22 protein-coding genes are annotated in these 23,911 nt (G+C 46.6%); 4 read left to right on the top strand and 18 right to left on the bottom strand.

Translation table 11 applies throughout. The features are described from left to right. Positions 1-55: 55 nt before the first annotated feature. Complete coding sequence (locus QUA78_RS01620; protein WP_445302443.1) at positions 56-2,551, top strand: ATP-binding protein; 2,496 nt, start codon at positions 56-58, stop codon at positions 2,549-2,551. Positions 2,552-2,612: 61 nt separating this feature from the next. Here the strand turns inward: QUA78_RS01620 and QUA78_RS01615 are convergent, their stop codons facing one another. From QUA78_RS01615 to QUA78_RS01550, 14 genes are all read right to left on the bottom strand, one after another. After that, positions 2,613-2,864: a hypothetical protein gene (locus QUA78_RS01615; RefSeq protein ID WP_333303798.1), complete on the bottom strand. Its 252-nt coding sequence runs from the start codon at positions 2,862-2,864 to the stop codon at positions 2,613-2,615. Next, positions 2,839-3,222, bottom strand: coding sequence for a type II toxin-antitoxin system VapC family toxin (locus QUA78_RS01610; protein ID WP_190663897.1), 384 nt, complete (start codon positions 3,220-3,222; stop codon positions 2,839-2,841). The genes QUA78_RS01615 and QUA78_RS01610 overlap by 26 nt, the downstream gene beginning before the upstream one ends. Then, a complete protein-coding gene (locus tag QUA78_RS01605; protein ID WP_333303797.1) occupies positions 3,219-3,455 on the bottom strand; it encodes a type II toxin-antitoxin system Phd/YefM family antitoxin in 237 nt (78 codons plus the stop codon). Before QUA78_RS01605 ends, QUA78_RS01610 begins: the two co-directional genes overlap by 4 nt. 171 nt (positions 3,456-3,626) lie before the next feature. Beyond that, positions 3,627-3,977, bottom strand: coding sequence for a clan AA aspartic protease (locus QUA78_RS01600; RefSeq protein WP_333303796.1), 351 nt, complete (start codon positions 3,975-3,977; stop codon positions 3,627-3,629). A gap of 11 nt (positions 3,978-3,988) precedes the next feature. Further along, positions 3,989-4,261: a hypothetical protein gene (locus tag QUA78_RS01595; protein WP_333303795.1), complete on the bottom strand. Its 273-nt coding sequence runs from the start codon at positions 4,259-4,261 to the stop codon at positions 3,989-3,991. Positions 4,262-4,387: 126 nt separating this feature from the next. After that, positions 4,388-4,612, bottom strand: coding sequence for a type II toxin-antitoxin system HicA family toxin (locus tag QUA78_RS01590; protein ID WP_333303794.1), 225 nt, complete (start codon positions 4,610-4,612; stop codon positions 4,388-4,390). A gap of 3 nt (positions 4,613-4,615) precedes the next feature. Then, positions 4,616-4,825 carry a type II toxin-antitoxin system HicB family antitoxin gene (locus QUA78_RS01585; RefSeq protein WP_333303793.1) on the bottom strand — a complete coding sequence of 70 codons (210 nt, stop codon included), beginning with the start codon at positions 4,823-4,825 and terminating at the stop codon, positions 4,616-4,618. Between the two features lie 121 nt (positions 4,826-4,946). Further along, complete coding sequence (locus QUA78_RS01580) at positions 4,947-5,147, bottom strand: type II toxin-antitoxin system HicB family antitoxin (RefSeq protein WP_106146251.1); 201 nt, start codon at positions 5,145-5,147, stop codon at positions 4,947-4,949. A gap of 56 nt (positions 5,148-5,203) precedes the next feature. Then, a complete protein-coding gene (locus tag QUA78_RS01575) occupies positions 5,204-5,347 on the bottom strand; it encodes a hypothetical protein (RefSeq protein WP_333032458.1) in 144 nt (47 codons plus the stop codon). A 181-nt stretch (positions 5,348-5,528) separates the two neighbouring features. After that, a complete protein-coding gene (locus tag QUA78_RS01570; protein WP_333303792.1) occupies positions 5,529-6,119 on the bottom strand; it encodes a DUF6000 family protein in 591 nt (196 codons plus the stop codon). 163 nt (positions 6,120-6,282) lie between these two features. Then, positions 6,283-7,869, bottom strand: a complete 1,587-nt coding sequence (gene ndhD1, locus QUA78_RS01565) for a photosynthetic/respiratory NAD(P)H-quinone oxidoreductase subunit D1 (protein WP_445302442.1) — start codon at positions 7,867-7,869, stop codon at positions 6,283-6,285. Between the two features lie 448 nt (positions 7,870-8,317). Next, a complete protein-coding gene (locus QUA78_RS01560) occupies positions 8,318-10,363 on the bottom strand; it encodes an NAD(P)H-quinone oxidoreductase subunit 5 (protein WP_333302884.1) in 2,046 nt (681 codons plus the stop codon). Positions 10,364-10,726: 363 nt separating this feature from the next. Further along, the gene (locus QUA78_RS01555) at positions 10,727-11,104 is read right to left on the bottom strand and encodes a thioredoxin family protein (RefSeq protein ID WP_333302858.1); all 378 of its coding nucleotides are present in this window, start codon (positions 11,102-11,104) and stop codon (positions 10,727-10,729) included. Positions 11,105-11,148: 44 nt separating this feature from the next. Beyond that, complete coding sequence (locus QUA78_RS01550; protein WP_333302859.1) at positions 11,149-11,862, bottom strand: NnrU family protein; 714 nt, start codon at positions 11,860-11,862, stop codon at positions 11,149-11,151. A gap of 243 nt (positions 11,863-12,105) precedes the next feature. Here QUA78_RS01550 and QUA78_RS01545 point away from each other — a divergent pair, with 243 nt between their 5' ends. Continuing rightward, positions 12,106-13,110 (top strand): LysR family transcriptional regulator, encoded by a 1,005-nt coding sequence (locus tag QUA78_RS01545; RefSeq protein ID WP_333302860.1) that lies wholly within the window; start codon positions 12,106-12,108, stop codon positions 13,108-13,110. A 132-nt stretch (positions 13,111-13,242) separates the two neighbouring features. Next, on the top strand, positions 13,243-14,703 hold the full coding sequence (locus QUA78_RS01540) for a serine/threonine-protein kinase (protein ID WP_333302886.1): 1,461 nt from the start codon (positions 13,243-13,245) through the stop codon (positions 14,701-14,703). A gap of 240 nt (positions 14,704-14,943) precedes the next feature. Here the strand turns inward: QUA78_RS01540 and QUA78_RS01535 are convergent, their stop codons facing one another. The 4 genes from QUA78_RS01535 to QUA78_RS01520 form a co-directional block, all read right to left on the bottom strand. Continuing rightward, positions 14,944-15,720: an ABC transporter permease gene (locus QUA78_RS01535; protein WP_333302862.1), complete on the bottom strand. Its 777-nt coding sequence runs from the start codon at positions 15,718-15,720 to the stop codon at positions 14,944-14,946. 175 nt (positions 15,721-15,895) lie between these two features. Continuing rightward, a complete protein-coding gene (locus QUA78_RS01530; RefSeq protein ID WP_333302864.1) occupies positions 15,896-16,615 on the bottom strand; it encodes an HAD-IA family hydrolase in 720 nt (239 codons plus the stop codon). Positions 16,616-16,766: 151 nt separating this feature from the next. Beyond that, entirely contained in the window at positions 16,767-18,689 is a 1,923-nt protein-coding gene (locus QUA78_RS01525) for a S9 family peptidase (protein ID WP_333302866.1), read from the bottom strand. Positions 18,690-19,043: 354 nt separating this feature from the next. After that, the gene (locus tag QUA78_RS01520) at positions 19,044-20,237 is read right to left on the bottom strand and encodes an NAD(P)/FAD-dependent oxidoreductase (protein ID WP_333302867.1); all 1,194 of its coding nucleotides are present in this window, start codon (positions 20,235-20,237) and stop codon (positions 19,044-19,046) included. A 521-nt stretch (positions 20,238-20,758) separates the two neighbouring features. Between QUA78_RS01520 and QUA78_RS01515 the strand changes: the two genes are divergently transcribed. Then, positions 20,759-23,833, top strand: coding sequence for a PAS domain S-box protein (locus QUA78_RS01515; RefSeq protein ID WP_333302869.1), 3,075 nt, complete (start codon positions 20,759-20,761; stop codon positions 23,831-23,833). Positions 23,834-23,911: the final 78 nt, after the last annotated feature.

Here is a 23,911-nt window from a genome sequence, read left to right as displayed (position 1 = left end):
TGCTATTGTATCACTATAGGATTACCCCTATCTACTTTTTATGGAAATAGATCGTGTGCCATTTCTGAATCGCCTCCGGCGCACCATGTCCTCTGCCGAAACTTGGGGGTTGAGTGTGGTTGGATATCTGATGTGGTTTACCTTAGCGCCGTCGATGCAAGCAGAAATTGGCTCTGCATCTCTGTTGGTCTGGATTCCTGGTGTGATCGTCGGAATTCTGTTTAACCTTCAAGTTCAGAGTTTGGGTGAGAAATATCCAGATGTATCTGGGGGAACACCAAATTACATCACGCGATTGCTCCATCGTTACCCTGCCCTTTCCCGCTATTTGGGGATTGCCTACTACTTGGGATGGGTTTCCTTTCCGCCCATTAATGCGATCGTCATCACAAATTTGATTCAATTCCATTTAGACCCGATGGGGCTGAATATTCCAGAAAAAGTGTTTGAGATCGGTTTTACTGCGATCGCTTACTTTGTAGCATTCAGTGGCACCCGCGCCGTCGCCATTCTGCACCTCTTTTTTGTCTTTCCTTCGATCGGCTTTTTACTCCTCTTTTGCGTTCAGGGTTTAGGCTGGCTTGCCTTTTCGCCCCAAAGCCCCGGACTCTTGCCCAGCAGCATTGATGCCCTCAGTGTCCAGGACTGGCTGAAATGGTACTTGTTTGCCGCTTATAGCTTCTATGGCTGTGATACAGCTTCATCCTTTGTAGCAGACAGTCTCCACCCAAAAGACACCCTCAAGGCGCTGTCTTGGGTTGCGTGGTTCATGCCTCTGGTGTTTTTGGGTGGCAGTTTAGTATTGGTGCAGTTGGGAACCGTTCCCGGTTTAGAAGGCAATTTGTACGGCAATTTCTTGGTAGCTGCCAAGCCTTTCTGGGGAGACGCTGCCCCTGTCATAGTCACATTGCTGGTTGCGGCTACCTGTTTGTTGGGATCTGCGACTAGCGTTTGCAATACACCCCGCATCCTTTTCCAACTCGCGCAGGATGGGCTGTTGTCTCCTGTGTTTGGCGCAGCGTCCCGTCGGGGTGCCCTAGAACCCGCGCTGTTGCTAAGCTTTATCTGTAGTTTAGGATTTTTAGTATGGGGCAACACCACTCGAATTGTCGTGGTGTCAGGGGTGAGTTTATTCATTTCTATCATGGGGTTGCACTTGGGGCTGTGGATGCAGCGCAACGATCCAGTCGTGCGTTGGGGGCGAGTATCCTTAGCATTGCTGGTGGTGGAGTTCATTTCCCTGGTGGTGGGTGGTGTTGCCTGGGGAGGGATGGATTTTGGCATCGGGTTGCTGTTGCCGTTAGCAGTGATAGCGCTCGACGCTGCAATTCTGCGGATTCCTTGGGCATCTTTGCACTTACCGTGGTGGGATAGACTCCATACCAAGCCAGTAACTCCTCCTAAACACGAATACTTTGTGGTGCTTCAGGTAGGCATTTTGATTGCGCTGATTTGTGGTGCAGCGACGATCAGTTGGCTCATCCGCTCCTGGCTGCGGGTAGAAGCCGGAACCAACAATCCCTATCTGCTGATTATTGTGTTGATGACGCTGGCATTTGTGGGAGTGGCAATTGCTTGCTGGACAAGTCTGCCCCAGGTTGCTGCGATCGAAGAACTAGCAATTTCCTCAACCGCGCAAGCTAAAGAACTGGAAACAACCCTAAACGAACTGAAAAAAGCCCAGATGCAAGTTATCCAAAGCGAAAAAATGTCTAGCTTGGGGCAGTTGGTTGCGGGAATTGCCCATGAAATCAATAACCCGGTCAACTTCATCCACGGTAATCTCACCTACCTGGACGAATATACCAAAAATCTGCTGCAGATGATAGAACTCTATCAACAGCGCCATCCCAGCAACGATCCAGACGTGCAAGCAATGGCAGAGGAAATCGATTTGGAATTCCTCACTGAAGATATCCCAAAGATAATTTCATCTCTAAGGGTAGGAACCCAGCGAATTCGCGGTATTGTCCTCTCGTTGCGAAACTTTTCTCGCATGGATGAAGCAGACTTCAAAGATGTTGATATTCATGAGGGAATTGAAAGTACATTGCTGATTTTGCAACACCGGCTCAAAGATAAACCAGAGTGTCCTGGCGTGGTAGTAATCAAAGACTATGGCACTTTGCCCAAGGTGGAATGTTTCCCCGGACAACTCAATCAGGTATTCATGAATATTTTGGTTAATGCCCTGGATGCCCTAGATGACAGGAATACCAAACGCTCTTATCAGGAGCTTAAAGACACCCCGAACCAGATTACGATTCGGACTTCTGCGATTGACCATCAATGGGTGGAGGTTGCGATCGCTGACAACGGAATCGGTATGCCAGACCGAGTGAAGCAGCGCATTTTTGACCCCTTTTTCACCACCAAACCCATGGGTAAAGGTACGGGTTTGGGAATGTCGATTAGTTATCACATCATTACTGAAAAACATCGCGGTAAAATCAAGTGTTTTTCTACACTTGGCTCTGGCACTGAGTTTGTGATTCAGATCCCCATTCGGCAACAGACAATTTCAGGATTCCCGATCGCTGCTGAATCTTAACCACTTCGCGTTCAGTGCAGCCCTCAAACAATCTGAGGCGGTACAACAATCGATCGGGGTGTCAATTACCGCCAACTGCTCGATCTGAAGCAGTAAGAATCTTAGAAGCGCGATCGCCCTTGACAAAAATCGCACTCTTGGCAGAACAATAAGGATAGAAATTAAGAGAGCGATCGTACAGAATTGAAGGGCGATCGACCCACTGGTAATTTTGAAGTATTGGGTATTGAGTATTGCGATCGTGAATGGCGCCATGAAGTTGTGCGACGGCAAATAAGCGTGAACTGCTACATAACGCTGACCGAGTAGGCACGAATTGCCCCATCAACTGTCGCAATAGTCAGACCATTCTCTAAAGCTTGACAGATAAGCATTCTGTCAAAAGGATCGCGATGTAATGGTGGCAGTTTAGCCAGTTGAGCTACGCTACTTTCATCAAGAGAAAGACTGACAATTTGATGAAGATCGCGCTGTTTGGGTAAATATGTTTCGGGATGCTCCGGCAGAGGTAACTTACCCAACTGGTACTTGACAATTGCTTCCCAGACTGAAACTGCACTCAAATATACCTCATTATCTGGATCGCGAATTGCATCTCGAACATCTGTTGATAACTGGGCATCACCACTGATGAACCATAAAAAGATGTGCGTATCTAGCAGAATCTTCATTTACCTTCAAATGCACTGAGGATATCTTCCGACAAAGGATCATCGAAATCATCTGGAACAGTAAACTCGCCTGCACACAAACCAAATGGTCGTAATTGCTTGCTGCTAGAAATAGGTCTGAGTTCGGCGATCGGCTTATCTGCTTGCAGGATAACAAAAGTTGCACCTGCCTCCACTTGACGCAGATACTTTGAAGGATCGCGCTGAATTTCGTCAACTGTGACGTTCAACATAAAAATGCCTCAGTATAAAGCTCCATAGAGAATACTCCCCCTCACTCAATTGTAGATGATGGAGCGTATGCTCCCACTTAGGATAAGTCTTGAATCATAATTAGTGAATTAAAGAGCGATCGACCAAAGGGTAATTTTGAAGTATTGGGTATTGCGATCGAGCGTTGGAAACTACAACTCATCAATCGTCACTAACCCCCCCTCAGTAAACTGAACCACAAGCTCATGTTCATCCAAAAGAGCAGTCCCAACTAGAGGTCGCCGTCCTGTAGCAAATACACGAATCTCTCGTTCCTCTCCGTTCCAAAGAATAATAGCTTTATGAACTGGCAGTATAACTTCGCTATTATCAGCTAAATTCACGGGCAAATCATATCTAAACGGAAGACCGAGCAGAGCAACTGCTTCGGGTGGTAAACAAATCTGATCCGTAAATCCTGTATCTATCACAAACTCGATCGGGATGTCCGATCGATTCGGAATACGAAATGGCACAGTAATAATTGCGTGTCCATCAACCACAATACCTGAAATCACTTAGACACACGCTCCATGACACCACCTATAGATGCAGCAACGTTATATCCAATACGGATACCAAAGAGTCGAGCATTAGGATTTTTCGCACTCAGGTAATCAGCAGCGTGTAAGCCATTTTCATCAACTTTATAGTCGCCTGTTTCTATATCAATGATGACCATCTTGCCAATATTCTCTTCTAATTCAATTTTTTGGCGGATGGTGCTCTCATACAACTGTTTCGCACGACGAGCGACTTCTTCACGACTCAAAAGGATTGTTTGCATACATTCCCTCTTTTTTATAATTCTTACTCTTGTTATGGATATGATAGCTCACTATCTGCCCATTCTGATAAATGCCTTCGATGGTTTTTAGCATGAGTTGCAGTTTGGTTAGTATTCCCTTATATTTTACCAAGACTCTAAAAACTCTTCCACGGTCAATTCAATGTCACCTGCAATCTGTCGTAGCAATCTCGGAGAAATATCGCGACCTTTATGAAATGGAACAGTCGTTCCTCGACCATCTTCATGACGAAACTGCTTGTGCGAACCCTTCTGACGAACCTCGACAAACCCAAGATTTTCTAAGATGCGAACAATCTCTTGGGGCTTCAAAACAGGAATATTGCTCATAACCTACGCAACTACAATTTGCTGAGTACCAACAAACTCTGCATTGAAAGCTAGATGCTCATCTTCCAACAGCATCTCGATCACTTCACGCAGGTTCGCTTGTAGTTCGTCTAAAGTTTCTCCTTGAGAATGCGCTCCAGGGAAACCGGGAACATAGCCTACATACAAAGCAGTTTCATGGTCTTTCTCAACAACCGCAGTGAACGTTCTCATAAAGTTAAACTCAAATAGCTTAATTTTTAAGCAAAATCTAACACCTTTAATTATAGCATATTTGTCTCGCGAAAAAGAACAATTAAGACTAATTTGCAGAGTGCTTTGCCAGAAACAGATTTTATAGAGATAACTCAATTAACTGTTTATCGGGCGCAAGTTCATTTTGCTGACTGGCGACTTCAAGCCAACCCTGAACAGCATCTTCTAGCATCTCTAACAACTGTTCATAACTCTCTCCCCAGGTGTGACAACCTGGAAGTGCTGGAACTGAGCCACACCATACGCCATCTTCTTGCCAGATAATCGCCTTAATCTTCATGAGCAATCTCTCATAGCTATAATATCCGATCGATATGGATATGATAGCTCACTACTTCACGATGTTTCTGGATCGAGTTCTTGGGTTTTACCTGCGTGATACTCAGCCATTGCGGAGGCTGCAAGTTTGGCAAGAACATCGGGAGAACGGGAAAATGCTCGATCGCATCTTAGATCGTCTTGAAGTTCTTCCAAAATCATTGAGGCGATCCTCTTCTGCAAGCTTCGCTAACGCATCTTGCTCACTTGCAGACAAGGTTTTTAACCTAGCGATCGCACGCTCAAGTAACTCAGTCATAGTTAGCACACTTTTACAATCAAAATGGCATCTTATTTATTATCGCTTCTTTCAGGCAAATCGATATGTAGGAAGTCGAGCTATCTACGCCGCAAATTCTGGGAAATACTTGTCTACAAAATCCATAACCTTTTGAAAGTGGAGAATTCCTTCCTCTGGCCTTAGTGTCCCATACTCGTGGTCTAGATATCTAAGTTTCCAATTATCGGAGTTTTTTAGATAAACCTGTGCATAATCTGTTCCATGCCTGCGATCTAACCACCGTAAGGCTCCAATAGCCCATTCTTGGTCGTATTGTCGATCGCCAACGGGTAAATAGGTGTCGAGATACGATCGCAAAACTCTTACCGACTCAGCACCGTCAAAACGAGCTAATGCAAAACAATGAAATTGTCCTGCATAACAAGTTTGACTTGGACTCAGCAAAGTTTCAATTTTATTGAGATGTTGTGGAAAGCGCCCAATTCCACAAAGCCAACTTGCAGTAATTGTATGTCTCCAACAACGGTTATACATATGGATCAGTTGTTTGTCAGTTACTTCATATAGAGCAACTCTTGTCGAGTCCACAAACGCATCTACATCTTCTTTGTCAATCCGTCGTAAAAAGTTACCGTGTAAAACGTTGAGATAAAGTGGCTGGACATAATGCTTTGGAATATTATATTCTGTCATTCTCTTTGAGTATGAAATTGTTAAGACTGAACATCTCAAAGATAACATCATCGCAAATTGACGCGAACCTCTAATAGACAAGCTCCAGCCCTTAAAAAATATAAAACCCCCAAACCTTATCCTTAAAAGGGTTTGGGGGTTTTATTCCTAAATCCAGTTTAAATCACAACTTGCTCGGCTCGATCGCCGGAGCACGCAGAGACACAGTTTTATCCGCAGCAGCCTTAGCAACCAACGACGGCACAGAATCACGCAACTTTGCAGTCAACTGTACAGTAGTCGCATCATAAACCTGAGTCAGAATTTTCGGATACAAACCAATGCCAATAATCGGCACTAACAGAGCCGCAATAATAAACACTTCTCGCGGTTCTGCATCCACCAATTCCTCGTGTTCCGACAATTCCTTATTCTCAGGGCCGTAGAAAATCTCCCGCAGCATCGACAGCAGGTAAATGGGAGTCAAAATCACCCCGACAGCAGCTAGAAATACCACGCAAACCTTAAACACAGGATTGTAAGCATCGCTCGTTGCAAAACCCACAAACACCATTAATTCTGCTACAAAACCGCTCATTCCCGGCAAAGCCAAAGAAGCCATAGAACAAGCAGTCCACATTGCAAAAACCTTACGCATTTTCTGCCCTACACCGCCCATTTCGTCGAGCATGAGCGTGTGAGTGCGATCGTAAGTGCAACCCACCATGAAGAACAAACTCGCCCCGATTAAACCGTGAGAAACCATTTGCAGCATTGCACCGCTAGTTCCCAAATCGGTAAACGAAGCTATCCCAATCAGCACAAACCCCATGTGCGAAATTGAAGAATAAGCAATTTTCCGCTTCAAATTTCGCTGAGCAAAAGAAGTTAATGCGGCGTAAACAATATTTACCACACCCAAAATTACCAAGATGGGTGCGAAGGTAGCGTGAGCATCGGGGAGCATTCCCGCATTCATCCGCAGTAAAGCGTAACCGCCCATTTTTAGCAGAATTCCTGCTAGCAACATATGGGCGGGTGCGGTTGCTTCCCCGTGAGCGTCAGGGAGCCAAGTGTGCAGCGGAAAAATTGGCAGTTTGACGCCGTAAGCTATCAAGAAACCTGTGTACAGGAGCAATTCTACATTGGGGGCGTAATCTTTAGCTGCGATCGCCCGCATATCGAAAGTCACCGTATCGCCGTAAAACGCCATCGTCAGCCCGCCAAGCAAAATAAACAGCGAACCGCCTGCGGTGTAAAGGATAAACTTAGTTGCTGCGTAGAGGCGCTTCTTGCCGCCCCAGATTGACAAAATCAGGTAAATCGGGACTAATTCCAGTTCCCAAACCAGGAAAAACAGCAACATATCCTGCACGGCAAAAACTGCGATTTGGCCGCCGTACATTGTCAGCATCAAAAAGTAAAAAAGCTTCGGTTTAAATGTGACTGGCCAAGCTGCTAAAGTAGCCAGCGTAGTAATAAAGCCTGTGAGCAAAATCAGCGGCATCGATAAACCGTCAGCACCCACAGACCAATTCAAATCGAGTTGCTGCACCCAAGTATAGCTTTCTACCAGTTGCAAATCTGGATTGCTGAAGTCGTACTGAGTGTAAAAAGCGTAAACAAGTAGGGCAAAATCGATCAAACCCACAATTAGGGCATACCACCGCACCGTCTTGCCATCCTTATCAGGAATTAAAGGAATCAGCAAGGACGCAGCAATGGGAAACAGAATTGTTGTTGTTAACCAGGGAAAGTTAGCTGTATCCATTGCGTTTTAAAATGAGCCATCAGTTATTAGGTTTAAACACCTTTTGGCAATTTTAGCCTAAATTTTATACTTTCTTTATACGTAACAAATTTTTTTGCTCTTATTTTGACAGATTATCCGATCGCAACAGTTAAGTTTAATCAAAGATTTATTTCTATTTGCTAATTGTCAATGGTGAGTTATTGAGCTAATACAATTTCTTAAAATATCTCCTGGTGGGACACGCCACCGTGCTCATTGGTGTCAACTTAAGACTGAAGCCCATAATAAATGTCGCTTTTTGTCGAGTCTCGATCCCCCTAAATCCCCCTTAAGAAGGGGGACTTTGAGTGCTTCCAGTTCCCCCCTTATTAAGGGGGGCTAGGGGGGAGCGAGGCCTCATCGTCAGATAGCAGACCGGTACTAACTTTTACCTTAAGTTGACACTAAATGCCGTGTCCCTACAGATTTAACTAACTCCAGAAACGATCGCAAAACCCAGAACTGCGACAAACACAATCAGGGCATAAAATTGAGCGCGACCGCTCTCAAAGTATTTCAAACCTTCGCCCGTAACCAGGGTGATAAGCCCTGTTAAGTTGACGACACCATCGACGACTCGCAAATCAACTTCCATGACTTGCCGCGCTAAACGGCGGCTGCCTTTGACGAAGAGAAATTCGTTGATATCGTCGAGATACCACTTGTTGAGGGAGAACTCGTAAAGCGGTTTGATTTTTTGGGCGATCGCCCCAGCATCAATTTTACGGCTCAAATACATCAGAGAAGCCAAAGTAATGCCCAGCAAAGCAATACCTACAGAGCTTCCGCCCATAATCAAAAATTCCGTCAAATTGAACTCAGCAGCGTGTTCCAAAACTTCTTCGAGAGACTCGCCAGGAGCGCGAACAAACTGCTCGAAATAATTGGCAAACGGCGTACCGAGAAAACCGATAAACACAGAAGGTACTGCCAGCAACACTAACGGCAGAGCCATTGTCAGAGGAGATTCGTGAGGCAAATGATCGTGCTCATCGTGACTGTCGCCAGTTGATGCCAATTCCTTAACGTTCATCGCTCCGGGGCCGAAAGCAACACCGGGTTGCAGGAGTTGCCGCTTGATGGCGCTGTCATTTCCGCGGAATTCGCCCTCAAAGGTGCTGAAATACATCCGGAACATATAAAACGCGGTCATCCCGGCCGTCAGCCAGCTAACAGCCCACAGAGCGGGATTGGCTGCGAAGGCGCTGGCGAGAATTTCGTCTTTTGACCAAAAACCAGCAAACGGCGGAATTCCGCAGATTGCTAAATTGCCGATTAAAAAGCAAGCAGAAGTAATCGGCATATATTTCCGCAAGCCGCCCATGACTCGCATATCTTGAGCGAGAGCGGGGTTGTGGCCTACAACTGCTTCCATACCGTGAATCACTGAACCTGAACACAGGAACAGCATTGCTTTGAAGTAAGCGTGAGTCATCAAGTGGAAAAGTCCGGCACTGTAAGCGCCGACGCCCATCGCCATCACCATGTAGCCGAGTTGGGAGATGGTGGAGTAGGCTAAGCCTTTTTTGATGTCATTTTGGGTAATCGCGATCGACGCTCCCATAAATGCCGTAAAACAGCCGGTGCAGGCGATCAAATTCATGACTGCCGGCAGCCCCTCAAACACCGGGTACATCCGAGCGATCAGGAATACGCCGGCGGCTACCATTGTCGCGGCGTGGATTAAGGCCGAAATCGGTGTCGGGCCTTCCATTGCGTCTGGTAGCCAGACGTGGAGGGGGAATTGAGCGGATTTGGCTGCTGGTCCCAAAAATATCAGGACGCCGAAGATTGTCGCCAGAGTCGCCGACAGAGCACCGGATTCGACTAAGGAGTGCAGGCGTTCGCCCATCACCTCAAATTCAAAGCTGCCGGTGGCCCAGTAAATGCCGAGGATGCCCAGCAGCAGGCCGAAGTCGCCGACGCGGTTGGTGACAAAAGCTTTTTGGCAAGCGTCAGCAGCGGGTTTGCGATCGTACCAAAATCCGACTAGCAGGTATGAACACATACCTACGAGTTCCCAAAAAATGTAAATCTGAACGATATTCGGGCTGATTACCAGACCCAACATCGACGCGCTGAAGATGCTCAGGTAAGCGTAAAAGCGCACGTACCCGTCATCGTGAGCCATGTAGCCGTCGGTGTAAATCATCACCAAAAAGGCGACCGTGGTTACGATCGCCAGCATTACCGCCGTCAGGGGGTCGATGATATAGCCCATATTCAGCGAGAAGTCGCCTGCAGAAGCCCACTGAATAGTGCGGGTGTAGGGTGCGTGGCCCTGTAGTTGACTCCACAGCAATGCGAAAGAGAGTACCATTGACCCTCCGAGTGCGGAGACGATTAATATCGCATTCGCTTGTCGGAGCTTGTTGGTTGCCTGGTTAAAGGTGATTAAACCTAGACCTACTAGCATTGCGCCTGCCAGCGGCAGGACAGGAATCAGCCAAGCGTATTGATAAAGCAGTTCCATCACTGATAGGTAGTTTAAAGTTTCTACTAGATATTGCCAAAACTGTAAACAATTGTGACACACGCCTGCCCGACTGGGCCAAAATACTCGATCCAATTCTTTAAGTATTGCTATAGCCGAGTGCGATCGCGAGCGAGACGATCGCCCTACTTTTTTCATCGCCAGCGAGACGATCGCACTAAAGGCCGAAAATTATTATTCCGGTGAAAACGGAAACTATACGACAAATCTTACAGTCCTGTGAATTCAAGACGGCGAGATTTATTTTGGTGTCAGATGGTTGATGGAAAAATGGGGAAAGCCTTCTGCTTTCTACATAAAAGCCGAAGGCCTTCTAAACAAGAGCCGAATGTCTTGGAACCGTTACCTGTTGGCTACTTCCTGGCGTTGCAGCCGTTGAGATGGGGAAGCTACGTGAGCCGCTAGCATCCACGAATCCAGAGTCCGCCGCAGTTCCTCGCGTCCTTGGTAGTCTTCAAATCTAAATCGAACTTTATCGCCCTCAAACAAAATCAGCGTCGGCAGACTTGTCAGCCGGTAAGTGTGGGCCAACTTGAAACATTGATCCGCATTCACCCCTACGAGTTTGACTTTTTCTGCCCAGTGTGCCTCAAAAGTCTTAAGCGTGGGGTCGATCGCGCGGCACAAACCGCACCAAGGCGCCGAAAAGTGCACTAAAACGGGGGTAGAGGCTTGAAACACCTCTTGTGCAAAAGTGCGTTCGCTAACCGACAACACCATGAGCCCTCAAAATTTAATAATTTTTTTCTATCCTAGGGATCATGCTACCAGTATGTGTTCCTAGTGACACGCATCAAAAAAGGATGAATTTTCCACAGCAGGCCCGTAAAAATGACTACACCTACGTAGGAAGGGCGCAAAAACTCAAGCAAATCAAGGGTTTGACGCTTTTGTAGGATTGCCAAAAATGGAATAATTGAGGTTCGAGATTTGATGGTTTCAAAGGATTCTCCAAAACGAGCCTGAAGCCGCCTGTCGCCGTGCCACACTCCAAAAAGGTGGTGAAGTACCAAACCGATAGAAGTGACGAGGGTAAAGCTAGTACCAATCCACAGGGTGTGGGCCACGCACCAAATCACCTGTCCCACCATTTGCGGGTGACGGGTGATGCGAATGATGCCGGCTTCGTAGAGGTGAACTTGGGGCTTTTGGACGGCGGCAATTTCTAGGAGGTTGAAAGTTGCTGGGTACAGAAACAGAAAAGAAATTGCCGAAAGTATCCAAACTGCGGGTTTAACTCCGGGTACTCCCTGTACTTGCCAAAGCTGCAAACCGTCGTAACGGTGGTTGAAAAAGTAGACAACCAGAATGACGGCTAGCGGCAAACTGACAAGGGCAAAAAAAACGCGGTAAAGTCTCGGCCCAATCAGCTTTTCACCTTTTGGCCGGAGGGCTGCTAAACCGCTGTGGGCGATCGCAAAAACCAGTAACAAGCCCAGAATAACTAAGTGGGAGTCGAGCGCCAAGTCGATCGTCATTGCAAATATTAAGAAAAGTTATTGATTCTCTGCCAATTTGTGTCACAAAGTATCTATGGGAGCATTCAGCGGTTATCAGTCAGTTAACTGTTCACTGTTCGCTGTTGACTGTTGACTGTTCGCTGTTCGCTGTTGACTGTTCGCTGTTGACTGTTCGCTGTTTGCTGTTCGCTGCCTACAGTCAACCGTCAACCGTCAACTGACAACTGACAACTGACAACTGACAACTGACAATTTAGATATATGTCTGACCTTCCTTTCACTTTAGACCAGTTACGCATTCTCAAGGCGATCGCCTCTGAAGGAAGCTTCAAACGCGCCGCAGACAGCCTCTATGTATCGCAGCCAGCAGTTAGCTTGCAGGTGCAAAACTTAGAGAGACAATTGGACGTGCCGCTGTTTGACCGGGGGGGGCGGCGGGCGCAACTGACCGAAGCCGGACACCTGCTGCTGAGTTACGGCGAGAAAATTTTATCGCTTTGCCAGGAAACTTGTCGAGCTCTGGAAGACTTGCAAAATCTGCAAGGCGGTACTTTGATCGTGGGCGCTTCTCAAACAACGGGGACGTATTTGCTGCCCCGGATGATCGGGATGTTTCGCCAAAAGTACCCGGATGTAGCAGTACAGCTTCACGTTCACTCGACTCGCCGCACGGCGTGGAGTGTGGCCAACGGGCAAATCGATTTGGCAATTGTTGGCGGAGAAATTCCTACCGAACTTGTAGAAGCTTTAGAAATTGTTCCTTACGCTGAGGACGAACTGGCTCTGATTCTCCCTCCATCTCACCCGATGGTACAACAAGAAAGTATCCAAAAAGAAGACCTTTACAAATTGCAGTTTATATCCCTGGATTCGCAGTCTACTATCCGCAAAGTAATCGATCAGGTACTGACTCGCTGCGGCATTGACACGCGCCGCTTGAAAATTGAGATGGAGCTAAATTCGATCGAAGCAATTAAAAATGCCGTTCAGTCGGGGCTGGGAGCTGCTTTTGTCTCGGTTTCGGCGATCGAAAAAGAGTTGCTCATGGGCGTCTTGCACAAATCTCAAATGAACGAAGTTTTGGTAACTCGGATTTTGTCCCTGATTTACAACCCCAACCGCTACCGTTCTAAAGCTGCGGAGGCTTTCAGCAATGAAATTTTGCCCCAGTTTGCTACTTATTCCACCATCCACGAGAAGAAAGAACCCCCGGCGATCGAGTTGGGACTCATAGAAATAGCAACTCCCAACTCGGCGGGAAGTTAATCTTTTAGGTCGCCGGTTGTGAGCAGTTCGCGGTTAGTTGAGAGATTAAAATCTGGTTTGATAACTCCTGGGAAAAATGGCAAATTACCAATTACCAATTACCAATTACCAACAACCAATTACCAAACCAAAATGGAAGTTTACTGCACCCGCCCGGGCTGCCCGCGGCCTCAAAACTATTTTCCCGACCTCGATGACAGTTCGCGGCTGAAAACGGTGCAGCAAAAGTTTTGCACGACTTGCGGGATGCCCCTGATTTTGAGCGGTCGCTATCTGCCCGTGAGGTTGTTGGGTCAAGGCGGTTTTGGGGCGGCGTTTTTAGCCAGAGACCGCTATACTCCGGCGATGCGGCAGTGCGTTGCTAAACTTTTGCAGCCGTCGGTAAGTCTGACTCCGGCACAGCTAAAAATCGCTCAAACTCTGTTTGAACGGGAAGCGGCGGTGCTGGAAGAACTGGGAAACGAACATTCGCAAATTCCGAGTTTGCTGGCGTTTTTTGAGCTGACTGTTACGAGTTTGCAGGCAGGGAAAAACGATCAGTTTTTCTATCTGGTTCAAGAATTTATTGACGGTGAAAATTTGGAAGATGAACTGGCTGTTAAAGGCAAGTTTTCGGAGGCGGAAACGGTGGAGGTGCTGCGGGAAATTTTGAAGGTTCTCGATTTTGTCCACTCTCGCGGTTCGATTCACCGGGATATTAAACCTGCTAATATTATGCGGGGTAAAAACGGTCGGCTTTATTTATTAGATTTTGGGGCTGTTAAACAAGTAACACAAAGTGTTGGGAGTGCAAAAGCTTCGACTGGTATTTATTCTTTGGGTTATGCTCCGCCAGAACAGATGAGCGGGCAAGAAGTGTATCCGGCAACGGATTTGTATGCTTTGGCTGTGACTTGCATTACTTTGCTGAGCGGTTTGCAGCCGACGGAGTTGTTTGATAGTTACAGAAACGAGTGGAATTGGCAGTCGCGGGTGCAGGTAAGTTCGCGTTTGGCTCACGTTCTCGATCGAATGTTATTATCCGCTCCCAGCCAGCGCTTTCAGTCGGCAGCGGAGGTGGAAGCGGCTTTGAAATACAATTCTCAACAGCCTACGAGGGTCGTGGCACCGCCGACAGTCAGGACTCCGACTCCCCTACCGACTCAGCAGCTACCACCGACTCAGCAGCCTCCTGTGCCTGTTCCTGCAACTCCTCCGTCTGGCCTGCAACCTTCGCCGAGAAGGGCTTTTTCTATTTGGGAGGTTTTGGGAGGGGCGGCGTTTACGGGTTTTGAGGGTGGGTTGCTGGCGATCGCCCTGACGAGTTTACCGTTTTCTCCGAGTGTTGGTATCGGATTGTTGGGGATGATTGTGGCGGGTTTGATTTACGGGCAGTACCGCAGGGCGATCGAACAAACTGAGATGTTGATTATTGGTGCAGGTACTCTGGCTTTGCTGTGGTTTTTTCCGGCTTTGCAGACGGCGGCAGTTGCGATTTATCCTAATTCTCCGCTCACGGGCGTGTTATTTGTGGGATGGTTGGGTGCTTTGGGGGCGATCGCTGGAACAGCTATTTTTCGCTTGATTTATAAGTTGCTTTATAATATCTTTTAAACGCATAAGCTGTTCGGCATTTAAATTGTCTGTCAAAAAACAATCAAACTTTTGTGGGGTGGGCGTCCCGCCCGCCTCTAAAATGCAATTTAAATGCGCGACAGCTTAGTTAATGACTAATAACCACACTTATGGATTCAGAATCTGTATTATGTAGGGTGCGCCGTGCGCACCTTACCGATATTATGTAAGTCCTGGACTAATCAGTAATGACTAATGACCGATGACTGATGGCTTTGTTCAGTCTTGCTGGGTAGTAAATTGGCGGGCACCGATTAAAGAAAAGGCGATCGCAGCCACTAACAAAACGGGTATGCTGTACCAAGGAAACTTGGCCAGATCGTAAGCAGCGGCTCTCAATCCAATACTGGCATAAGTCAGGGGCAACAGATAAACTATGCCTTTAAGGGCTACCGGCAGCGTCGCTGGGTCGAAAAATGTTGCTCCTAAAAATGACATCGGAGTTATCAGAAAATTGTTGTACAATCCGACTGATTCGATAGATTTTACGGTTAAACCTACTATCACTCCCATGCCCGCAAATACAGCGGAGTTGAGAATTATTACTAACAAAAATAGTGGATTCAGAAAGACGAGCTTTTGAGTAAACAAAACTGCTACTAAAATCACCGAAACAGAAGTCAGCATTCCCCGCAGTATTCCTGCTAGCATTTTGCCCGCGTGCAAAGCGAGCGGGTGTACTGGCAGCAACAGCAATTCCTCAAATGTTTTAGTATAAAGGCGTTCGCCGCAAATCGAAAATACTGTGCCGGTAAAACTTACAGTCATCGATGAGAGTGCTACCATTCCCGGCAGCATAAATTCTAGATAATTGCCACCAATTGCAGGTTTAGGCAAGGAACTTCCCAACCCGAAACCAAAAGCTAAAATGTAAATTACTGGGGATACTAAACCAGCGGCGGCAACTGGCACGATTCGGACTCGCAAATCTAACCATTCTCCCCAAAACACGGTGATTGTGTCTGTTAATATAGTTGTCAGCGCTGTTTTTTTCATGATTTGGTACTACTGTCTCCCTATAGCGGTAAAGCTCTTGATGTATTAAATTTTGTACGTTAGTTAATAACGGTAAGGTCGCAGCGCGCACCCTACAGATAACCATAAGATCCGCGCTGCGAACCTTACAGATAATTGATTTATTAAATTGTGTACGTTAGTTAAAATTGTAAAGTTAAAAGGTTAAATAATCAAGGCTGCTGCACTGTTCTATTTTCGTTTCAGTTAAAGGAATTTTGCCTGATTCTACTTTTTCCTGTTGTCTGTTCAACCAAATTGCTTTTAAACCAGCAGTTTTAGCGCCGCAATAATCTGCTTTGAAGCTGTCGCCGATATGCAACACATTCTCGGCAATGCAGTTGTGCTTTTGCAAAGCAGCGGTAAAAATTTGAGAATCTGGTTTGGCTGCACCCACCTCAGTGGAAATTGTCACAGATGTGAAATATTCTGCTAAATTGAGTGCTTTTAATACTGCATAAATTCTGGAATCGAAATTCGATACTACTGCTAATTCAATTCCTTGTTGCTGCCACTTATTTAATGCGGGCAATACGTCGGGATAGACGAACCAAGGTTCAGCGCTGGCAAAATGAGCGTAGAGTTCGACAAAGAATTTGGGAAAGTCTGAAAATTGGTGATAAACGCCTGCTATTTGAAAAGCTTTAGTGGCAACTGCTTGCCACCATTCAAATTCTAGCTGGGGAATTTTTGCTAATTCTCTCCCTGGAAATGCCATCGGACTTGCTGAAGAAAAGCTTTGGGAAAATGCTGCATTTAACTCTTCGTTAGAAACAGTTATTCCCCAACTGCTGGCTAATTTTCCATATACCTCGCCGACGCTGCCGCGAACGTCAAATAGTGTGCCTGCGGCATCTAAAAAAATAATTTTGGTCATTTTAGAAGGAAGAAGGAAGAAGACTTATCGCAAATCCGGTTGCATCGGAATGATTTAACCGCAGAGAACACAGAGAACACAGAGGAAGAGAAGAGAGGAAAACAGAAGAGAAGAGAGATGTGAATAATTGGGATTTCCTTGTTACTTCTACTTAGTTGTTAGTTGTTGGCGGATTTACTACACCGGAATGATTGGCAATATTGCCCGCAGGTTCAAATCGACCGCCTAAATATTTGGCGAGGAATTCTTCGGCGATCGCATAAAAGTGCAGGCGATTTTCCGGCCGCGCAAATCCGTGTCCTTCGTCTGTATAAAGCACGTATTCTACAGGTTTGCCGGCTTGCTTCATGGCATTGACAATTTGCTCGCTTTCTGCTACTTTAACTCGCGGGTCGTTAGCACCTTGGGCGATGAGTAAAGGTTTCTGGATGCGATCGACAAAAGATAAAGGGGATCGCGATTTCAAAAAGTCTGGTTCTGTTTCCAAATTGCCCACGCGGTGATACAAACTTGCTTTTCTCGGTTCCCAGTAAGGGGGAATAGTTTGCAGCAGCGTAATCAAATTGCTTGGCCCGACAATATCGACGGCGCAGGCAAAAACATCGGGACTAAAAGTCAATCCTACTAAGGCGGCATAACCGCCGTAGGAACCGCCCATAATCGCAATTTTATCCTGTTGGGCAATTCCTGTTTCTACCAGCCAATTTACGCCATCTAGCAAGTCGTCGTGCATTTTAGCTGCCCATTCGCGATTGCCGGCATTGAGAAAGGCTTTACCGTAGCCGGTGGAACCGCGAAAATTGATTTGCAAAACGGCGTAACCTCGGTTTGCCAGCCATTGGGCTTGTGGGTTGTAACCCCAGATATCGCGTGCCGAGGGGCCGCCGTGAACTAGCAAGACTGTCGGTACGGGTGTTGAGACACCAATCGGTTTTGTCAGGTAGCCGTGAATGGTTAAACCATCTCTTGCGGTGTAAGAAATGGGTTCCATTGATGATAGTGGTAGCCCTTCGAGTTTGGGTTGGTTGCTAAACAGAAAGGTGAAGGTTTTGGAAGCGCGATCGTAGGCATAATAATAAACTGGGCCGTCGTCTGTCCTGTAAGCAATTAGCCAAGTAGTGTCGGCGAGGTTGCGGCTGGTGAGGTCGAATTCGCCGGGACGGAATTTGCCGATCGCCTCAAAATCTTCTGTTATGCTTTGATCTAAAATTTGCCACTCTTGCTTGTCTTTGTAGAAGGAAACTGCTTGAATCTCTCGCTTGGTGGGGTGTATCAAAATATCGCCGACATCGTATTCTGGATCAGAGGCGATATCAGTTTCTTGTTTGGTTTCCAAGTCGAGTGCGATCGAACGTTTGGCGTTAGCATCGTGATTGCCGATGATGTAAAGAATTTTGCCGTTTTTTGAGAACATGACGGCACCGCCTTCGTCGTCGGGGCCCCAGCGTCGCAAGCTTTCCCAAGACTTATCGGCAGTTTCTCGAAATAGCAATTCTGTACTGCCGTCGGCATTTGTGGCTGTCGCCGCCCGCACTTGAAATTGGGCGTCCGCAATCCAAGTCCAACCCATGATGTTACCGGGGTTGTCGGTGTCGAGTTCAACGGCACCGTTTTGCAGGTTGATGCGGTAAACATCGTGTTTGCGGCGATCGCTGATGTTCATTTCCACTAATATTTCATTAGGGAAGTTGCGGTCAAGGGCGATCGGATGAGCTCGAACACCTTGAAATGGTGTCAAGTCGCGAACCAGGTTTGACTGAATATTGACTGAGAATAAATGCCATTTTTCATCACCATCAATATCTTGCTGATAAATGAGCTCTTCGCCGCTGTAAGTCCAGAAAAAGATGCGGATGCCGCGTTTTTTATCGGCTGTTAGTTGGCGGTCATCTGCTTGACCGACGGTACGGAGTCGCACTTGCAAGACGTTGTTTTCGTCGGGTGCAATGTAGGCGATATACTTGCCGTCGGGTGAAAGTTTGGGGCTAGTTTTTTCGGGATTTCCAAACAGAATATCGCGCTGAACTAGGGGCGGAAGTTCGGTTTTTGGCTGTTGAACTGTTGAAGTTTGCAAGGTTTATTTTGCCTCATATTTTCTAGCTGACGGGCGGGCAGGATGCCCACCCCCACAAAAAAACTGAATCTTGGTGAAACAGGCATCTTGCCTGTTGCTGAACAATAAAACTAATTATTTGTGGAACAGGCATCTTGCCTGTTGCTGAGGGGCGGGCAGGATGCCCACCCCACAAAAAAACTGAATCTTGGTGAAACAGGCATCTTGCCTGTTGCTGAACAATAAAACTAATTATTTGTGGAACAGGCATCTTGCCTGTTGCTGAGGGGCGGCAGGATGCCCACCCCACAAAAAAACTGAATCTTGGTGGAACAGGAATCTTGCCTGTTGCCGATCTATTTGAAAAAGCATCGATTAGCTTTTAAGCAACTCTTGAATCGGCTTGCTAATCCAATTGAAACCAACTTTTAGTTGATGGTCAAATGTGGGCATTCGATAGAGATAAGCTAAGCGGCGAGCAATGTGTGCTAGTTGTCCGTCGAGTTTAATTCCTAAACCGGCTAGGGTGGCGTTGTCTATTCCTAATGTCATCATTTCTCCTAGCGGCTGATAGCGGAAAGGAAGTAATGGGCGGCCGGTGAGGGAGGCCCAAATGTTCCAGGCGGTGTAGTCAGCTTGCTGGAAGGCTGTTTGGGCTGTTGCGGGGACTTTTTGACCGATCGCATCGTGACATTCAACTAAGTCTCCCAAGGCAAATATGTCTGGATGGTCGATAATTTGCATTGTCGGATTGACTGTTAATTGACCGCGGCGGTTTTGTTTGAGGGGTAGCGATCGCACTGCTTGACTAACTTGAGTTCCTACTGTCCACAATACTATGTCTACGGGGAGAACATCTAATTGTCCTTTGTAAAGTAAGGATATTGTGTCCGCTTCGATCGCCTCTACAGTTGTTTCTAAGTCGATCCACACTTTCCGTTTGTCTAAAGCTTTTGTGGCGGCTTCGCGGTTGAACTCCGGCGATGTCTGCAGAATCCTGTCGCTTTGCTCGACTAACCGCACGCGACCTTTGTCTCCGAGTCGATCGGCTAATTTACAAGCTAATTCTACTCCCGAATAACCGGCGCCGACGATCGCAACCCGAATTTTGTCGGTGTTGCTGGCTTCTAAAAATCGCAGTCTTTCTTCTAAGCGGTAAGCGTCGTCGAGGGTGCGAAACGAGTAAGCGTATTCAACCGCACCCTTGACCATATCTAGAGGGGTTTCGCCGCCTAAAGCTAAAACTAGGCGATCGCACGGAATTTCTGGCCCGTCGTGCAAGTGCACTCGCTTTTCCTCCACATCGATGCCGGAGACAGTACCTTGACAAAAGCGCACACCTGTGTTCTGCAAGACTTCGGCAAACGGTGGAGCAATTTCCCAGGTTTGGAGTTCGCCTGTCAGGAGTTCGTACAGCAGGGGAACGAACAAAAATCGATCGCGGCGGTCAACTAGAACAATTTCTGGTTTTTCGGTTTTGGAGAAGGGTAACTGACTCAAGCGCAGGGCTGTGTAGAGTCCGCCGAAGCCTCCGCCGAGAATGCAAATCCGGGGTTGTTGTTGAGTCATGATGTTTTGTTTGAGGGGCGATCGGTAGCAAGGCAACTTATCTTATTGTAACGAGAGTGGGGGAGTGGGAGTGGGAGAGTAGGAGAGTGGGAGAGGGGGAGTGGGAGAGTGGCGTGGGAAAATCTTCCCTCTTTCCCTCGAACCTCAACATCCATCGGTTAAATCCGTTAAACTCACATCTTGCACCATTCTCGCTTAACAGGCTTTCGGGCCTCTGAAGCGAAGAATGAATTTCTTGTGGGGTGGGATCTTCTAGCCCGCCCCTAAAAGCCTGATTGAGAATGGTGCAACATCCATCCGTTAAATCCGTTAAATCCGTCAAACAATCGGTTGCCGAACAGTTTTCTACATTTCTAGCCTTGATTAGCTCTACCTATTAACCACCCTCAAATTTTCTGAATGTTCGCAGAACTAATTTTGTACTATATTAGTTTATAACGAATTGTTTCGGAAATTAAATTCACTTTTTATAGGGTCATCTACTCTAACACTTGCCCCCGCACTCACAAGTGAAAAAAATCATGCAGATTTCCTCGAATTCTTCTAAATTTAAGAACGGCGATCGCAATAACGAAGACGGCTCATCTTTGCTAAGCAGCGAAGAAAAATATAAAAATTTAGTAGCTAATATTCCCGGTGCTGTCTACCACTGCACCTGCGACTGTACGAGCCCAGACGGGGAGTTAACACGGACAATGGCATTTTTGAGCGACGCTGTTCAAGAAATATCAGGCTATCCATCCTCTGATTTTATCAAGGATCGCGTCCGTTCTTTTGCCAGCATTATCCATCCTCAAGACCGCAAAAATGTGGATGCTACTGTCAAAAAAAGTGTAGCAACTAGAACTCCGTACATCCTTGAATATCGCATTGTCCGGGCTGACGGCGAAATTAGCTGGGTTTACGAAAAAGGTCAAGCTGTTGGCTGTGAGGCCCAGGAGGGTAGAGGAAAACAAGAGATAGAAGGGGAAATTGAGGGATTTTTGTCGGCTGTGGTTTTGCCAGTTTCGCCGATCGCAAATTCTCTGTCTCGGGTTGTTTATCTCGACGGAGTGATATTGGATATTACGGAGCGAAAACGAGCTGAGGAAAATCTGCGAAGCACTCAAGATTTTCTGAATGCGGTACTGCAAAATCTGCCGATTAGCGTCTTTATTAAAGATGCTGTAGAGCAAAAATTTATTTATTGGAATACTGCTAGCGAAGAATTGTTTGGCTATTCCAGCAATGAAGTGCTCTTAAACAATGCTGCTGACTTGTTGGAGTCAGATCAGGCTAACTATTTGCAAGCCCAAGATTTAGAAGTGTTTGCAACGAGAAAAGGCGTCGATTTGCCAGAAGAAACTATCCAACTTCCGCGCCGGGGAAAGCGGATTTTGCACACGAAAAAAGTTCCTTTGTTTGACGATTCTGGCGCGCCTAAGTACATTCTGGGTATTGCTGAAGATATTACGGAAAGCAAAAAAAATGAAACTGAATTGTCGCGCTTGGCTATTGTGGCTCAAAAAACGCAAAACGGTGTGATTATTACTGATGCTCAAGGCTGCATTGAATGGGTGAATGAAGGATTTACTCGGATTAGCGGTTACGTGCTGGCAGAAATGCAGGGAAAAAAACCGGGTGATGTACTGCAAGGCCCTCAAACAGACCCGCTAACTATTGCTCAACTGCGATCGGCTTTGGCTGCTGGTGTGCCGTTTAATCAGGAAATTTACAATTACAACAAGGATGGAAAGGGTTATTGGGTGGCGCTTTCGATCGCCCCAATTTATCAAGAAAATGGGGAACTAGAAGGTTTTATAGCGGTGCACACTGATATTACCGATCGCAAACAGACAGAGGAAGTGCTCAGGAAGAGCGAGAGTTATTACCGCTGCATTGTCGAGACGGCTTTGGAGGGCGTTTGGATGTTTGACGCCGAAAGCATCACGACTTTTGCTAACTCTCGGATGGCCGAAATGCTCGGGTATACTGTGGAGGAAATGCTGGGGCGATCGCTATTTGAATTTATCGACTGCGAGTCTAAGGAAATAGCAGAAAGTTACGTGCAGCGCCGCCGGAAAGGCATTCGCGAACGCTACGATTTTAAGTTTACTCGCAAAGACGGATCTCACTTGTGGGCGATCGTGTCGGCGACGCCAACGTTGGACGCTGAGGGCGAATTTTCCGGGGTTTTGCGGATGATTACTGATATTAGCGATCGCAAACAAGCCGAAGCAGAATTGCGCCAAACTCTCAAAGAGTTGGAATTTGAAAAATTTGCTTTGGATCAATCGGCAATTGTCTCGAATACTGACGAATTCGGAGCCATTACCTATGTCAACGATCAATTTTGCGAACTCTTTAAATATTCCCGAGAAGAACTGATCGGCAAAACCCACAGACTTGTCAATTCTGGCTATCACCCAGCAGATTTTTTCAAGCAGCTTTGGTCAACCATCCGCCAGGGAAAGGTTTGGCGGGGAGAAATGAAAAATCAAGCTAAAGACGGTACATTATTCTGGTTGGATACTACGATTGTACCTTGCTTAAATACCAGCGGAGAACCCCATCAATATGTAGCAATTCGCAAAGATATTACCAAGCGCAAACGCGCCGAAGAAGCGGTGCAGCTTTCCGAAAGTCAATTGAGGAGTAAGAATCAAGAATTGGCAAAAGCCCTGCGGGACGTGCATAAAACTCAAAGCATGATGGTTCAAAATGAAAAAATGGTAAGTTTGGGGCAATTAGTCGCTGGCGTTGCTCACGAAATTAACAATCCAGTTAGCTTTATTTACGGCAACGTCATGCACGCTAACGATTACTTTAAAGACTTGCTAAAAATGCTGCAACTTTACCAGCAGGAATACCCGCAACCCACACCGGCAATTCAACAAGAGATAGAAAAGATAGATTTGAATTTTATGCTCACAGATTTGCCGAAGCTGTTAAATTCCATGAAAATGGGAGCAGAGCGAATTCGCCAGATCGTGCTGTCGCTGAAGAATTTTTCGCGATTGGACGAAGCCGAACAAAAGCAGGTGGATATTCACGAAGGGATTGAAAGCACTTTGTTGATTTTGCAGCATAGGTTAAAAGAAACGGCAGGACATCCGAAAATTACGCTGCTCAAGGAGTTCGGAAATTTGCCCCGCCTACAGTGTTATGCAGGACAGTTGAATCAGGTATTTATGAATATTATTGGCAATGCAATTGATGCTTTGGAAGAGGCAATGGAGACTGGACAGTGGGCGGAGGGGGAACTGGCGCCTATTCCTTATTGTCCTTCGCCGACGCTGCGGATTTGTACGGATGTAAAATATGAACAGGATGCTTTGAGGCAGGCAGATTCTGCTGTTTCTGATGATTCAATTCGGCATCCTTCTCATATTGTGATTCGGATTGCTGACAACGGGCCGGGGATTCCGATAGATGTTCACGAAAGGCTGTTCGATCCGTTTTTTACTACGAAAGAACCTGGTAAAGGTACTGGTTTGGGGCTGTCTATCAGCTATCAAATTGTGGTGGAAAAGCACGGCGGGGTGCTTAGGTGCGATTCTGCACCGGGTCAAGGCACGGAATTTGCGATCGAGATTCCTGTAGGGAACAGTCAGTAGTCAGTAGTCAGTAGTCAGTAGTCAGTAGTCAGTAGTCAGTAGTCAGTAGTCAGTAGTTATTTACTACCAATTACCCAT

This window comes from Microcoleus sp. K4-B3, from assembly GCF_036704615.1.
Taxonomy (GTDB): domain Bacteria; phylum Cyanobacteriota; class Cyanobacteriia; order Cyanobacteriales; family Microcoleaceae; genus Microcoleus.
The sequence above is the reverse complement of the archived record's forward strand: the minus strand, read 5'-3'. Positions and strand labels throughout refer to the sequence as shown.